Below are 14639 nucleotides of genomic sequence, written 5' to 3' on the forward strand. Positions count from 1 at the left end.
TCTAATAGGCAGTATCCACTTACCGGAATTATTTCCCATGATGCGTATTTTTCTGTTTTTAGCCACAAACTTGGCCGTTGTGCTGGTTGCCAGTATTACCCTGAGTTTACTCGGGGTTGAAAGTATTTTGGCGCAAAACGGTGTTGACCTGAATTTGGGCTCCCTCCTGATCTTTTGCGCCGTTTTCGGTATGGCCGGCTCGCTGATATCTTTGCTGATCTCCAAATGGATCGCGAAACGCTCGACCCGCACTCAGATTATTACCCAACCAGCAAACAGCAACGAGCGCTGGCTTTTAGAAACTGTTGCGGAGCTAGCTCAAAAAGCAGGGATCGGTATGCCTGAGGTCGGTATATTCCCCTCGCCCCAAGCCAACGCATTCGCTACAGGATGGAACAAAAATTCGGCCTTGGTCGCGGTGTCGGAAGGCTTACTGCGGCAAATGAAGCCCAACGAAGTACGCGCCGTACTCGCGCACGAAATTGGTCACGTTGCCAATGGCGATATGATTACCCTCACTTTAATACAAGGCGTGGTAAACACTTTTGTGATGTTTTTCGCACGCATTATCGGGCACACGGTTGACCGCGCGGTATTTAAAACTGAACGCGGCTACGGCATTGGGTATTATGTCACGACGTTTTTTGCCGAAATGGTCTTAGGGATTCTCGCCTCAACCATCGTAATGTGGTTTTCGCGCTGGCGAGAATTTCGTGCGGATGCCGCAGGCGCCAGCCTAGCCAGTCGCAATGATATGATTGCGGCTCTGCAAAGTTTACAAGCGCAACAGGGGCTGCCCAACGACATGCCCGGTGAAATGACCGCCCTCGCCATTAGCAGCCAAAAGAAAACCGATCTAGCTGCCCTGTTTAGCTCTCACCCCCCGCTAGAAAAGCGGATTCAGGCACTGAGAGATGCGGCGTAGTGAAATGGGAGCAACAGCGCGCTCAGCTCGTTAGCGCGCTTCACGGGCTAAGCAGAGCCGAGCTCAGTCCCGGCGCCAGTGGCAATGCGTCTGTAAAAACGGCTGATGGCGGTATGCTAATATCCGCCACCGGCCAAATAGCCGCGAATACGAGGCCAAGCGATTTGGTTTATATCAAACCGGACGGGGAGATCACCGACGGCCAATTAAGACCGTCCAGCGAATGGCGGATGCACTGGCAAATATATCAAGATCACCCCGAGGCTGGCGGCATTGTTCACTGCCACTCTCGCTACGCCACAGTACTAGCCTGCCAACGCAAGGAGATACCGGCCTTCCACTACATGATTGCGGTCGCGGGCGGGTCATCCATACCGTGTGCGCCTTACGCGCTATATGGCAGTAAGAAGCTATCGGAACGGGTGAGTCATGCCCTTCAACAGCGCAAAGCCTGCCTGTTGGCAAACCACGGTCAAATTGCCTTTGGCAGCGATCCGATCAAAGCCCTAGCCTTAGCAAAAGAAGTTGAAGAGTTAGCAGCAAACTACTATTTCAGCTTACAACAGGGCGGCCCCACATTGCTAAGCGAACAGGAAATGGCTGAGGTCTTGGCACAATACGCAAACTACGGAAGACAGTAATAAATAGTCTTTCGGCAGCAGCGCATTATGGCAATAATACCAGCCCGTCCCTACTCCCTCCCCTGAAAATACTGTGTTAATCTCCGTCTCGATCGCACCAAAATAAAGCAATCGCATTATCTCGGTGCATCACTATGGAAATATAAAAATATCACACAATGGAAACAGCTGTGTCACAGACGATCTTTATCGTGGTGCTCAGTTCTTACGGGGAGTGAACAAAATGAAAAAACTACTATTAGCAAGCGCCATCGCCATAGCAGCGACTGGTCAAGCCTATGCAGACTACCAATTTGAAGTGGGCGCAGTTTACACTGATGGCGAAGTTGGAAGTGTCGACTATGACGGCTTTGGTGTTGCCGGCGAATTCCATTTCGACAAAGTCGATACCAGCAAAGGGCCGCTGGCGGAAGCTGCCTTTCTCGATAAATCTTCTTTCGTTAACTTTGCTTTCCTAACTGTCGAGCCAGATTTCCCAAATGCCGATGACGAAGACACCACCAATATTGGCGGTCGCTTCGTCACAGCGACAAACCTTATCATCGAGGCCGACTGGACTACACAAGATGATGGCAACAACGACACCGACGCAGTTCGAATCGGCGTGGGTACTTATCTTAGCGAAACTAGCGACGTTGTTGTCAGCTACACAAGCCAGGACGATGACAACAATAACGACGTTGATTATCTGAATGTCGATTTCCATGGCGTAAATTCACTGAATCAAGGTGCCTCCGTCGCCTATGATGTTAGCGTTGGCTACATCGATGCTGATAGTGACGATGGCTACCGTATTGGTGTTGGCGGCACATATTACTTCAGCAATATGTTTGGCTTGGGCGTAGACGCAGAACTGGTAGACGTGGGCAACTTCAGTTCAGATGAGATTGGCATTGAAGCTAGCTTCTTCCCGAATGAGCAAGTTGAGCTATTTGCCCGTATATTTGATGTTGGCGGCGATGCAGACTCCGATGGCATCATCATCGGCGGGGCAGTGCGCTTCTAAGCCTTAATCACTATGCAAACGAAAGGCCCCATATGGGGCCTTTTTTATGTAGCAAATTTGCTATTTAGGCGAAGGCTTGGGTTTTAAGCGCGCCGTAGCGACGGCGGTCATTGGATCATCCGGCCAGGGGTGCTTAGGGTAACGCCCCTTCATTTCCTTTTTTACATCGTGATAGCTACCCCGCCAAAATCCAGCAAGATCCTGAGTGACCTGCAGAGGTCGACGCGCGGGAGAAAGCAAATGAACTACCAGAGCCTGCCGCCCCTCGGCAACACGCGGCGTGTCTTGGCAACCAAACATTTCCTGTAATTTCACCGCCAATACTGGCGGCGACTGGCAGTAATCAATTTTCTTTGCAGAACCGGATGGTACCGCGAAAGATTCAGGTGCTAATGTTTTTAGGGCCTGCTGCTGTGGCCAATCTAGCAAGCCCGTCATTATTTTCGCCAGATCTAAACGCTTAAAATCTTGCAGTGTATTCACACCGATCAAATAGGGGGACAGCCAGTCTTCTATACTTTCAAGCAAACCCTCATCACTTACATCAGGCCACTTGCCCGGCTGGCAGGCTAGCTGTCTTAGCAAACTAAGCCGCGCACGCCACTGCAATACCGGCTCCGGCCATTCAAATACCGCCAGACCACGCCTGCGCACAAAGGCGAGTAAGGCTCTACGCTTTTCTTCCTCAGATACCTTAGCAAGTGTTTCGGTATGTAGAACAATTGCTCCCACTGAGCGTCGACGCTCTGCGACAAATCGCGCCTTAGCCTCGCTCCACTCGGCGGTGCAATTGACGTCGACTAATTCCGCTAGCGCTACATCAAAATGAGATACCGGCAGAGACGCCGCTAAGTAAATAGTATCGTCGCGACTTCCGGCCGTCCCACCCAGAGACGCGACAACAATATAAGGGGCGGCGCACAAGCCGTCAGACTCCTGCAACACCGCAGCTCGACCGTTACTTAATACATAATCACAGCCCCGCTCACGCCGCTGCTTAGCGATACGATCTGGATACGCGAAGGCTAATAATAAGCCGGGGTCTACCACAGTCTCCGGAACAGGGCTGAGCCTCGTCTGAACACGCGACAATATTTTTAAATACTGTTGCTGCTGTCTTTGCAAGCGACTAACTAGCGATTTAGATTGCCGATCAATCGCCACATCACCGTTCAATATATCCAGTCGCAGTTGAATATCGGCATCGCCTCTAGGGCCGAAATCGCGATCACTCAGCAAGGCTGCCAGCTGACACGCGAGCGCTGTGTGACCGAGTTCCCGCCCCTTTAAAAGCATATGTGCTAAACGCGGATGAAGCGGCAAACCGGCCATTAACTCGCCATGTGAACTAATTGAGCGTACCCCGGACTCTGTCGTCAAAGCACCTAGTTTTTGCAGTAAATCTGTCGCCTGCTGAAATGCCGCACTCGGCGGCGTGTCCATCCATTGCAATTCGCTTGGATCAGTCATTCCCCAGCGATGCAATTGCAAACACAGACTGGCCAAATCCGCTTGTGCTATCTCTGGTTCGCTATAAGACAATAAATCATTATTTTGCGATTCGCTCCACAGCCGATAACACACCCCTTCGCTTAAACGCCCCGCACGACCAGCGCGTTGCTCAGCCGAGGCACGCGAAACACGGCGAGTATCCAAACGATTCATTCCCGTGCGTGGATCAAACGCCGGCACCCGCGACAAACCGCAGTCAATCACAACCGTAATACCATCGATTGTTAAACTGCTTTCAGCAATACTCGTCGCCAGCACGACTTTACGACAACCCTCTTCTGCCGGCGCTATTGTTCGACGCTGATCAGCAAGACTTAAATCGCCGTACAGCGGAGCTAGCACCACAGACACCCCAAAATGATCCTCAGAAAGACGGCTAAGGCAGCGACGGATCTCTGCTTGCCCTGGCAAAAATACTAAAATACTCCCCGTATTTTCGTCCAGCGCTTGGCGAACGGTAGAGCACACACGGCTTATTAGATCTTGTTGCGGGCTATAAGCGTCACCATAACGCAATGCGACGGGGAACTGACGACCGAGGCTGCGTACGATGGCCGCGCCGTTTAATAATTCAGATACCCGATCGCCGTCAAGGGTCGCCGACATGATCAATAGCTTTAACGGTGTTGTGCGGAGATCAGCAAATAATTTTCGGCTTTCCAATGTAAGTGCCAAGCCGAGGTCGGCATCTAAACTTCGCTCGTGAAACTCATCAAAAATCAATAAGCCAATACCATCTAGCGAGGGGTCGTCCTGCAACATGCGAGTGAGAACGCCCTCGGTCACGACTTCGATGCGCGTCGTCGGACCGACCACCGTTTCCATTCGCATTCGGTAGCCTACGGTCTGCCCGGTGCGCTCACCCAGCAGCTCGGCCATACGCTCCGCAGCGGATTTCGCCGCTATCCGGCGGGGTTCCAACATCACAATACGCTGCCCTTCAAGCCATGGTTCCGCCAGCAAGGCCAATGGTACGCAAGTTGTTTTACCCGCGCCGGGCGGTGCCTCTAAGACAAGTTCATTGACATTCGCCAATGCTGAACGAATATCTGCAATCACAGATTGAATGGGTAAATCAGCCATAAACGGCTATCGCTCCACGTTGGCGAGTCATCTTTATGTAGGTGGTGAAGTATAAATTAAGAAGCGCAATAATAGCGTCTTGTTGATATTGCAATTAAAAATTCCGCTAACACGCCAAAGCTAAGACCTCGTCCTGCGTCAAATTGCGATACTGGCCGGGCGCTAAACTGGAATCTAAAACGACAGACCCAATCGCGTCGCGATGCAATGCTAAGACCTCATTCTGGAAGCGCCCAAACATTCGCTTTATTTGATGGTAGCGCCCTTCGACGAGCTGAAGCCTTGCGACATAATCCGATATTATTTCTAAACTCACCGGTCGAGTAGTTACATCTTCATAGGAGAAGTACATACCTGCGGCAAATGCTGCTATATAGGAATCATCTAATGGCTGTGCCAATAGCGCCGTATATACTTTGGCGATATTACGTTCGGGCAAACTCAATTGCCGCGACCACCGTCCATCATCAGTTAATAGCAACAAACCAGTGGTATTAAAATCCAAACGACCTGGAATATGTAAGCCCGTGCCCTCACCTGACGAAAGTAAATCGAGAACGGTTTTATGCTTATTGTCTTTGGTAGCACTCACCACACCTGCCGGCTTGTTCATCATCAAATAGCGTGCTTGTCTGCTAGTCAGCACTTCGCCGTCCAGACAAATACGAGAAAATTTTCCAACAAGCTGACTGATATCAGTGGCAAAAACACCGTCCACTTCAATTCTCTTCTGCGCGAGAAGTAGACGAACATCCCCTCGCTTAATCCCTAGACGGACGCTGAGAAATCGATCTAAACGGGCGGAATTAGATAGCACACCTTGCCTCAAGGAATTAATGACAGTGGCGACATTGTATTGCCTAGCAATAAATTAACCCATAAAAAAAGCCAGCTGAAATAATCCACTAAGACTAGTGTCATTCCAACTGGCTTTCTAGGCACTTAAAGAAAAGAACCAAATACGGATCTATTTAAATCATGCTAGGGTTAGCTATGATCGTCTATTTCGTCCTTCACTTCTTCAACACCCTCGTTGTATGAATCTTTAGCGCTATCCATACTTTGGTCAATCTGCTCACCGGCCTTCTCAGCAGGGCCTTTTTGTTCGCATGCACTCATGGCAAAAACGGTAGTCGACAACAAGAAAAATACGACTAACAATTTGCTGGTTTGGGTAGATTTTAAGTTTTCCAATAATTTTTTCATTTTTCAAAATTCTCCATTAATTGATTCAGCTTTTTTGCTACGGATTGTTTTGAGTCACCGTATTTCTGCTGAATTTTAGCTGCGATCGCGTCAATATTGCCTTCGGCTTGCAATACTTCATCATCCGTCAGATCGCCCCATTCCTGCTTCACTTTCGCGGTAAATTCACGCCACCGGCCTTCAGCCTGATCTCTATTCATGGTGCTTTACTCCGTTAAACCCATTAGAACAGCAACAAACGTTAATCCATACCGCTTACGTCCGTATTCAGGTGATCTGACAAGAGCTGACTCCTAATTGTTCCTTAGTAGTATTAAATTACGACTTAATTACAATTAATGAACTTAACTGGAAATTTTCAATTTTTACTGAAATAGAGCATAAAAGGCCGCTAAGAAATTCATCTTAACGGCCTTTTTTAGATTGAAATTAACGTATTTTTGATAAAAAACTAGAATTTGACTCTCAGTGCAAGCTCGATATTTCTTCCCGCCTCAGGCGCATAATCGCGAATAAAAGATGCACTGCTGCGGATCTCTTCATCGCCCAAATTGTGCCCAGAAAGCATAATCGTGTAGTCATTTCCCGCCATGTTAAACTCACGCGAGATACTGGCGTCAAAGCGATTATATGCAGCGGTGGCCGCCTCATTTACACCTGCTTTATTCTGCGCATGGGCGTGTACATAGCTCACATCAGCCCGCCACTGCTGCCACAACCACGCTAGGCTCAAACCATCGTGCCCCGGTGGCAAACGTGGCACATTTTGGCCGCTATCTAGTTCAGCACTCACGCGATCACCAAATAATGTCACCACATATTGCTGCTCTGTGCTGGCTGGAGACAGATTATAACTAAACTCGTATTCGAGCCCCGTAAACTTTGCATCCTGCTGGCGATATTGCAGAATTTCCACGTCATCACTCTCGGTACCAGTATTATCAAGGTAGATATAGTCTGCAAACTCATTGTGAAACGCAGTCAACTTCCCGCTTAAACCACCAAAATCTGCTCGCACACTAAAATCGGCATTACGTGATTTTTCAGTTGATAGGTTTACGTCACCCACTTCAATAGCGCCCGTTGCACCGTGAACAACATATTGTTCCAAGGTATTGCCGATATTAGAGAAACGTTCCTCTGCGTTCGGAGCGCGCTGTGACTCTGATAGCGAAAGCGACAGCGTCCACACCTCATTAATATCGTAGATACCCGCTAATGACGCACTAAAACTCGTGTCCTGCTGATCATCAGCAATCGCTTGCGATATCTCTAAGCGATCAACATCTGCACGCAGTCCAGCTTCCAGCGACCAATTCTTGGCGTGGTAATCCTCCAGCCAGAACAGACCGACAGATCGCGTGGTGTTTTCAGGCACAAATGACTCTTCGCCCAAGGCCGAAAAATCGGCATCTTGCCACTGCAAGCCCCATACACCATGCCATTGCCCCCACGGCGCATGGGACAGCTCGACACGACCAGCCCAGGCCTCTTTACTAAACGTGGTGCCCACTTCACCACTGGGCTCAACTTCCTTATGCTGATAGTCGCTGTAGCTTAGACGCCAACGCATGAGATCTATTGGGCCATCGAAATGTAAATCACCGGCTACATCCCAGCGTTTTTGCTCGATAACGAGACTTACACCTTCTTCCTCGTGGTCGTGGTCGTGGTCGTGGTCGTGGTCGTGGTCGTCATGATCTTCCTCTTCCTCGTGCCCATGATGATGAACGCCGGAGGGAATACCGTATTGATTGCTCAGTTCGGAATAACTTAGACCCCAGTAGCCATTATCGAAGTGATAGCTACTACCCAAGGTTAGGCGGCGGGTTCGCCCGCTGGCATTGCCGATACTACCGTCAGTGCTCTCATCGACATCGTCAACATTACGGGGATTTATCGCCAAGCCCGGAATGTCTGGGTCAGACCAATCTCGGTACAAGGCGTCGAGGTGCACAACCCACTGACCGTCGCCCGCATCCACTCTAAAAACGCCACTGCGGCCGTCATTCACACTGCTACTACGCAGCTCTGCGACTCCCTCAACACCGTCCACCGGCTTAGTAGGAATACGTCCGTCTACCACATTAATCACGCCGCCAATTGCACCGCCACCGTAAAGCATTGTCGCCGGCCCGCGCAGTATCTCAATACTGTCTGCCAAAATAGGCTCTACTGACACAGCGTGATCTGCACTATTGGTAGAAACGTCTAAGGCTTGCATGCCGTTTTGTAGAACCTGTACTCGCGGCCCTTGCTGACCGCGAATAACCGGTTGCCCTACCGCAGGACCAAAACTTGCGCTACTCAAGCCCGGCGAATTATTTAAGGTTTCGCCAATCGTTGCCGCTGCTCGGCGTCGCAACTCGGCGCCATCTAAAACGGTTACCGGTAAGGCGGTTTGCGCTTCCTTTTTATGTATTGGCATAGTCACCAACACATGCTCCATACGATTTTCATTTGCGGCCATCGCCGGCGCAGCGCTTACTGCTACCAGCGAAGATAGAATATATTTTTTCATCAGAGAACATCCTGCGTATCAAGTCATCGCAATCGGCAGTCACGCGACCACCGAATCAACATGCTATTCAGGAAACATCGAACTCACGCGCTGCTAGCAACTAGCACGCGCCCATAAAATAATCGCGCGCACAGTAAAAAAGGAGCTAAGCCTCGCTGTGCGCATTCAATAAATTCGACACTTCCAGAGATTTAAACGATGAGTTTTGCAGGTGGCGCGCGCGCAGGTGGGCGCAATGTGACAAGGAGTACAAATACGACAAGCGACACCGTATCCGAAAACACGACTGCCGTGCGGATAATATCGGGACTGCTCGTCGTGGACGGCAAACTTGCCGCGTTGTAGTGGCAGACCACACAGGCATCAATCGCTGAGTGTTCCGCAACATGGACATGATTACCCTGCAACCACACCGACCAGCTAAGGCACAGTAATAATACTGCCAGCAGCGATAAGCGATGTTTGTGGACTAATCTCGTCATGTAAACTTGGATCTTGAGAAGAGGGTGTTTAGCGGGGAGTAGGATAAAGCCCGTTTATGACAATCATCCTACAACTCGCTGTGTTTAAATTAGGCGTCGAAATCTATTCCTAAACGGCGACCAACAATTTCGTATGACTCAACAACGTTGCCCAAACCTTGACGGAAGCGGTCTTTATCGAGTTTCTCGCGGGTATCGGCATCCCACAAACGGCAGCCATCTGGTGAGAACTCATCACCGAGATGAATTTGTCCGTCGCTGAATACGCCAAACTCCAGCTTGTAATCCACCAGAAGCATTCCGGCATTAGCGAACATGCTCTTCAGTACGTCGTTCACTTTAAAGGTCAGTTCCTTCATCCGATCTAGCTGCGCGTCGTTTGCCCAACCGAAAGACCGAATGTGATACTCGTTGATCATCGGGTCATGTAGGGCGTCATTTTTAAGGAACATTTCAAAGGTAGGCGGATTTAACTCCTTCCCCTCTTCCACGCCCAAGCGCTTAACGATCGAACCGGCAGCGATATTACGCACCACACACTCGATGGGTAACATATCGAGCTTTTTCACTAAGGCATCGTTGTCTGATAGCAGCTTTTCAAAATGGGTGGGAATACCCGCCGCTTGCAGTGCCTGCATAATGAAGGCATTGAACTTGTTGTTCACCATACCTTTGCGATCCAGCTGCTCTACCCGCAAACCGTCAAAGGCTGAGGTATCGTTTCTGAAATTGAGGATATAACGGTCAGGATCATCAGTTTTGTAGACTGATTTTGCCTTGCCGGAATACAACTCTTCGCGTTTTTCCATGGTTTGCCTCATTAGCACAATAAATTCACGCTATTTCAAGCCAGTCAAAACCAGCCTCTTGATCAGCAGACAGCAGCGCGTCACTGTTTGCCAACATCGGTTCTATCGCTGCCCTCGCCAAGGCGGGGGTATTGTTCTGTTCACTTAAATGGGCCATCACCACGTGCTGGAGATGCTCCACCTCTGCTTCAGCCAGCAAGCTAGCCGCCTGCTGATTATTCAAATGCCCCCAATCGCCGCCCACCCGCTGTTTTAGTGAATACGGATAAGGGCCATTGGCCAACATGGTGACATCGTGATTGCATTCTAAAAGCAGGGCATCGCAGCGCCGGTAGTGCTCCCGAACGAAGGGCGTAATACTACCTAAATCCGTGAGCAGCCCAAATGTTTTTTTTCGGTATCTGAACACAAATTGACAGGGCTCACGGGCATCATGGGGAACAGCGACTGGCGTCACAGCAATACCGCCAATATCCACTTCAGTTCCCAGCGCTAAATGTTGCCAGTGATGCGAAAGCCGAAGCTGCCCGTATTCACCGGTGCCATGACTACAATACACCGGCAACTTATACTTTCGAGCGAGTGGCAGCACACCTTTGATGTGATCGCTGTGTTCATGGGTAACCAAGATTGCCGCCAGGTCCGTCGGCGACCGCCCCAGACGCGCCATGCGCCGCTCGGTTTCCTTTATGGTAAATCCGCAGTCAATCAGCACACAGCTTTGATCGGTTTCAAGCAGGGTAGCGTTACCTTTACTGCCGCTACCCAGCGATGCAAAGCGCACTAATACAAATACCCCATAATGCGAGTAAGCAATCTTTCACGCTCTGCTTCTCGGAGACGACGCCCCTTCTGGTAATTTAAGTAAATACGGGCTTTTTCTGGGCCGACTTCCTGCATTTCAACCACATAGCGGCTCAAACCATTACGGCGAGCACCAAAAGTACGCGCAAACCAACCCGGCTGCTCAGCCTCTGGATCAACGTAAGTAAGCCAATACTTATTAACTTCGCGACGCTCGTCTTCAATTTCAAATCCGGCTTTCACCAGCGCAAGCCCTAGCGCAGCCCATGCACGGTCAACTGGAAGCTCCAAACGCAAGTGGCGACTATCTGGACCACCTTCGCCACCTTCTATAAATATTTTACCCTGACCATCTTTGCGCTGCGCCAAAATTGACACCGACCCAGCTGTCTCTTGGTCAGCCAAGTACTGTGCTACCACTCGCACCATCTGAGACTGACGCTCAGAGCTATCCGACTTCGTCGGCCATCGCTCATTGCCGTTTATTTGGACCAACACGTGTATTTCGCTGGTTCCCTGCTGCACACCCTCTTCTAGGCGGAAACGAAAACGCTCGCGGCTGGCGCCATCACCATTGGGATCGCGCCACTGGGTTTCAATAATGGCAGTCTCACCGTCGGCTTTTGCAATTTCTAACCCTGCACGGCCAAGGAAAACCCGCATACGCGGCCATACTTGGTTCGGGTCGCCATCTAGCAATATCCAGCTGCGGTCTTCCAAGGTCTGAATTTTAACCTCGGCAGTCCCCACATTCTTTGCGAGTGGTTCCGGCCGTAAAACCTCAAACTCGCCTTCGAGGGGTTTGTGGTTTTGTATTCCCGGCACCACATATTGGTCGTCAAGGGTGTCGGAACGCACTCCCGGCGGCAACTCAATTGGCGCGCTTAATTTTGCGCGACGATAATCTTGTCCGCGATCGCGAAACATCCCATCGCCGCCAAAGCAGCCTGACAACATTGCCAGCCCCAGACCCACTACTGTTAATCGAAAACTGGTGCTGCGCATAAAAGTGCTCATCTAGTCTAATAATCCCGCTTGCGTTAGCGCTTCACTAACGCTTGGTTGTGCCGCTTCACTTAAAACCGTCAAGGGCAAACGAATGCCATCTTCCATCATCCCCATGGCTAACAAAGCCCATTTCACAGGGATGGGATTGGCTTCAACAAAAAGACGCTCGTGCAATATTCTCAATGGTGCATCCGCCGCAACGGTCGCTGCCTTATCACCGGACATCGCCGCCACACAAACGGCTTTTACCGCTGCTGGCGCAATATTGGCGGTCACCGAAATATTACCTTTGCCGCCTAACAACATCAGTTCCGCGGCTGTGGCATCATCGCCAGACAGTACGTCGAGCTTATCGCCGACCGCATCGATCAATTCTTTACCCCGCGCCAGGTCACCGGTGGCGTCTTTGATCGCGATAATATTGCGGTGCTCTGACAAGCGAATCGTCGTTGAATTCAACATGTCGCAAGCTGTACGGCCCGGGACATTGTATAAAATTTGGGGAATATCTACCGCATCGGCAATCGCCATATAGTGGCGATACAACCCCTCTTGGGTAGGCTTGTTATAGTATGGCGTCACCAGAAGGCACGCGTCTGCGCCTACTTCACGGGCGACTTTAGTCAGCTCTATCGCTTCGGCAGTCGAATTGGCACCGGTACCTGCCACCACCTTAATGCGGCCAGCAACTTGATCAACACAGGCCTTGATGACCATTTTATGCTCATCCATTGCAAGGGTCGCAGACTCGCCAGTGGTACCCACTGCGACAATACCGTCTGTACCCTGCTCTATATGCCATTCGATAAGACGCGACAACGCTTGCCAGTCAATACTGCCATCGCTGTGCATCGGGGTTACCAGGGCAACTACACTACCCGAAATCATGCCGCTATCTCCAAATTTGGTGCAAGCCGCTAATGGTACTGGCCAGTGCCACACAGCTCAAGGGACAAATCACTGTAAACCGGTTAGGCTTAGCCACTTTTGCGAAACAAATTGCGTTAATTGCAATCAAACGCCTTAGAAAACCAACGTTTTGCCGACTTGAGACAGGAGAAAATCCAATGCGTTTCCCAGCCCTAGTGCTTCTGCTTATTTTGGCGCCGCTGAGTATAGCCGATCCTTGGCGCACTGACCCCATGACCCCCTTAGATGAAAAGTATATGGAGGATAGCCGCACCCAGCTAAATGACCTCAGCCGCATTGAACTCGGGCGCAGTTTCGGCGAAAGCCGCGACAATGATCTTCGCCTGATACAAACCCTGCTGGACCGTAAAATCGTCACCGGCGATCAAACCCGCCTGCTACAGGCAATGGGCATCGTCATGGGCGACTATCTGCGCAAGGAACACAGCCTCAAATGGGTCATTTACATCGACAGATTAGGTCGCAGTCGCGCCCTTGAGGTGCCCTTCAAAGACGAGGCGATATTCCCTGTCACCCAAATATCAAGCCGCGCAGCGGTTGGCGGCGACATAGACGTCAAGGCGATATACCAAAGACTAGAATCTGAGATTGCGCGAGCTAAAAAGAAAATCATTGTGCGCTAATGCTAGAACTCAAAGGCAGCGAAGCCCATCGCTGCTTTGCTAGCCCACCTAAACACCGAGAAAATACAACAACACCGGAATACTAATAAAGCTGATCAAGGTTGAGCTCACCACCATTCCCGCCACCACATCGGCTTCACGCTTATATTGCATTGCCAGCAAATAATTGAACACCGCAACCGGCGTAGCGGACTGCAGCAACAGCACCTTGCGCTCCACACCTTCGAGATTCAAAAAATACACGGCGGCGAACCCACCGGCAAGCCCAACAACTAAGCGGAGCACGCCCAGGCCAATTGATTTTCCCGCCGCGTGCAATTTCAGCGAACCTAAGGATACACCCAAGGTAATTAGCATCAGTGGAATGGCAAGCCCACCCAAGAGGCTCAAGGTATTTTGTAGCGCGAGCGGCAAACTCCAGTGATTTAAAATTAGCACGCAGGCAATCGCACCCGCGTATATGATCGGCGAACTAAGCACGCCTTTGACCATCGCCTTGCCACTTAATATCGCCGCCCCCAATGAGAAGTGGACAATGGTGGTAATCAGAAATATCCCCAAACCAATTGCCAGCCCCTCTTCACCAAAGGCAAAAAGACACAGCGGCAAGCCCATATTGCCAAAATTGCCAAACACCAATGGCACCAGAAAACTGCGCAAATCAACGCGCAAGATCACGCAGGACAGCGCAGCAAACAAAGCGCTAAAACCTAGCATGCACATACTGGCATACAAGACGTGCTGGAGTTGCGCAGCGCTAATCTCTGTTTTTCCCAGCGTACCCACGATCAGCGCAGGTGTTCCCACACTCAGTACCAGCACCCGCACAAAGTCATGATCAAAAGGCTGGCGTAAACGCACCCAAAATACGCCGATAGCGGCGCACAATATAATCGGCAAAATAATGGGTATAAGTGGATAAACTAGCGACATGACAACTCCGACATCGCGATTACCAACACAGCTCGCGAGGCAGTATTATCAGCGTATCCTAGGACATTTCCAAGTGAAGCATTTATTGCACGGAAAATTACGCAGCTATGTCTACGTTCATCTAGAACGCCGAGTTCAACGTACACTGAGCAATCG

General features: G+C 50.4%; 15 protein-coding genes. 4 read left to right on the forward strand and 11 right to left on the reverse strand.

Going from position 1 to position 14639, the window contains the following annotated elements; genetic code table 11:
- Positions 1–37: 37 nt before the first annotated feature.
- From htpX to KXJ70_RS03645, 3 genes are all read left to right on the forward strand, one after another.
- Positions 38–925: a protease HtpX gene (gene htpX / locus KXJ70_RS03635; protein WP_255558179.1), complete on the forward strand. Its 888-nt coding sequence runs from the start codon at positions 38–40 to the stop codon at positions 923–925.
- Positions 925–1566, forward strand: coding sequence for a class II aldolase/adducin family protein (locus KXJ70_RS03640; RefSeq protein WP_219042084.1), 642 nt, complete (start codon positions 925–927; stop codon positions 1564–1566). The genes htpX and KXJ70_RS03640 overlap by 1 nt, the downstream gene beginning before the upstream one ends.
- 223 nt (positions 1567–1789) lie before the next feature.
- Entirely contained in the window at positions 1790–2572 is a 783-nt protein-coding gene (locus tag KXJ70_RS03645; protein WP_219042085.1) for a putative porin, read from the forward strand.
- A gap of 60 nt (positions 2573–2632) precedes the next feature.
- Here KXJ70_RS03645 and hrpB read toward each other — a convergent pair whose 3' ends face one another.
- The 10 genes from hrpB to dapA all read right to left on the reverse strand — a co-directional run bounded on the left by hrpB (position 2633) and on the right by dapA (position 12885).
- Positions 2633–5167, reverse strand: a complete 2535-nt coding sequence (hrpB, locus tag KXJ70_RS03650; protein WP_219042086.1) for an ATP-dependent helicase HrpB — start codon at positions 5165–5167, stop codon at positions 2633–2635.
- A gap of 106 nt (positions 5168–5273) precedes the next feature.
- Entirely contained in the window at positions 5274–5984 is a 711-nt protein-coding gene (locus KXJ70_RS03655) for a pseudouridine synthase (RefSeq protein WP_219042087.1), read from the reverse strand.
- A gap of 170 nt (positions 5985–6154) precedes the next feature.
- Positions 6155–6373 (reverse strand): hypothetical protein, encoded by a 219-nt coding sequence (locus KXJ70_RS03660; protein WP_219042088.1) that lies wholly within the window; start codon positions 6371–6373, stop codon positions 6155–6157.
- Positions 6370–6573, reverse strand: a complete 204-nt coding sequence (locus KXJ70_RS03665; protein ID WP_219042089.1) for a CsbD family protein — start codon at positions 6571–6573, stop codon at positions 6370–6372. Before KXJ70_RS03665 ends, KXJ70_RS03660 begins: the two co-directional genes overlap by 4 nt.
- 251 nt (positions 6574–6824) lie before the next feature.
- Positions 6825–8894 (reverse strand): TonB-dependent receptor, encoded by a 2070-nt coding sequence (locus KXJ70_RS03670; protein ID WP_219042090.1) that lies wholly within the window; start codon positions 8892–8894, stop codon positions 6825–6827.
- 191 nt (positions 8895–9085) lie between these two features.
- On the reverse strand, positions 9086–9376 hold the full coding sequence (locus KXJ70_RS03675; protein WP_219042091.1) for a hypothetical protein: 291 nt from the start codon (positions 9374–9376) through the stop codon (positions 9086–9088).
- 89 nt (positions 9377–9465) lie between these two features.
- The gene (gene purC / locus KXJ70_RS03680) at positions 9466–10185 is read right to left on the reverse strand and encodes a phosphoribosylaminoimidazolesuccinocarboxamide synthase (RefSeq protein WP_219042092.1); all 720 of its coding nucleotides are present in this window, start codon (positions 10183–10185) and stop codon (positions 9466–9468) included.
- Positions 10186–10210: 25 nt separating this feature from the next.
- A complete protein-coding gene (locus KXJ70_RS03685) occupies positions 10211–10969 on the reverse strand; it encodes an MBL fold metallo-hydrolase (protein WP_219042093.1) in 759 nt (252 codons plus the stop codon).
- On the reverse strand, positions 10969–12006 hold the full coding sequence (locus KXJ70_RS03690; protein WP_219042094.1) for an NlpB/DapX family lipoprotein: 1038 nt from the start codon (positions 12004–12006) through the stop codon (positions 10969–10971). Before KXJ70_RS03690 ends, KXJ70_RS03685 begins: the two co-directional genes overlap by 1 nt.
- Positions 12007–12885: a 4-hydroxy-tetrahydrodipicolinate synthase gene (dapA, locus tag KXJ70_RS03695; RefSeq protein ID WP_219042095.1), complete on the reverse strand. Its 879-nt coding sequence runs from the start codon at positions 12883–12885 to the stop codon at positions 12007–12009.
- A 179-nt stretch (positions 12886–13064) separates the two neighbouring features.
- Here dapA and KXJ70_RS03700 point away from each other — a divergent pair, with 179 nt between their 5' ends.
- Positions 13065–13550, forward strand: coding sequence for a DUF3806 domain-containing protein (locus KXJ70_RS03700; RefSeq protein ID WP_219042096.1), 486 nt, complete (start codon positions 13065–13067; stop codon positions 13548–13550).
- Positions 13551–13598: 48 nt separating this feature from the next.
- Here KXJ70_RS03700 and KXJ70_RS03705 read toward each other — a convergent pair whose 3' ends face one another.
- Positions 13599–14483: an AEC family transporter gene (locus tag KXJ70_RS03705; RefSeq protein ID WP_219042097.1), complete on the reverse strand. Its 885-nt coding sequence runs from the start codon at positions 14481–14483 to the stop codon at positions 13599–13601.
- Positions 14484–14639: the final 156 nt, after the last annotated feature.

Origin of the sequence: Zhongshania aquimaris (assembly GCF_019312595.1) — a bacterium.
In the GTDB taxonomy this organism is placed as follows: Bacteria; Pseudomonadota; Gammaproteobacteria; order Pseudomonadales; family Spongiibacteraceae; genus Spongiibacter; species Spongiibacter aquimaris.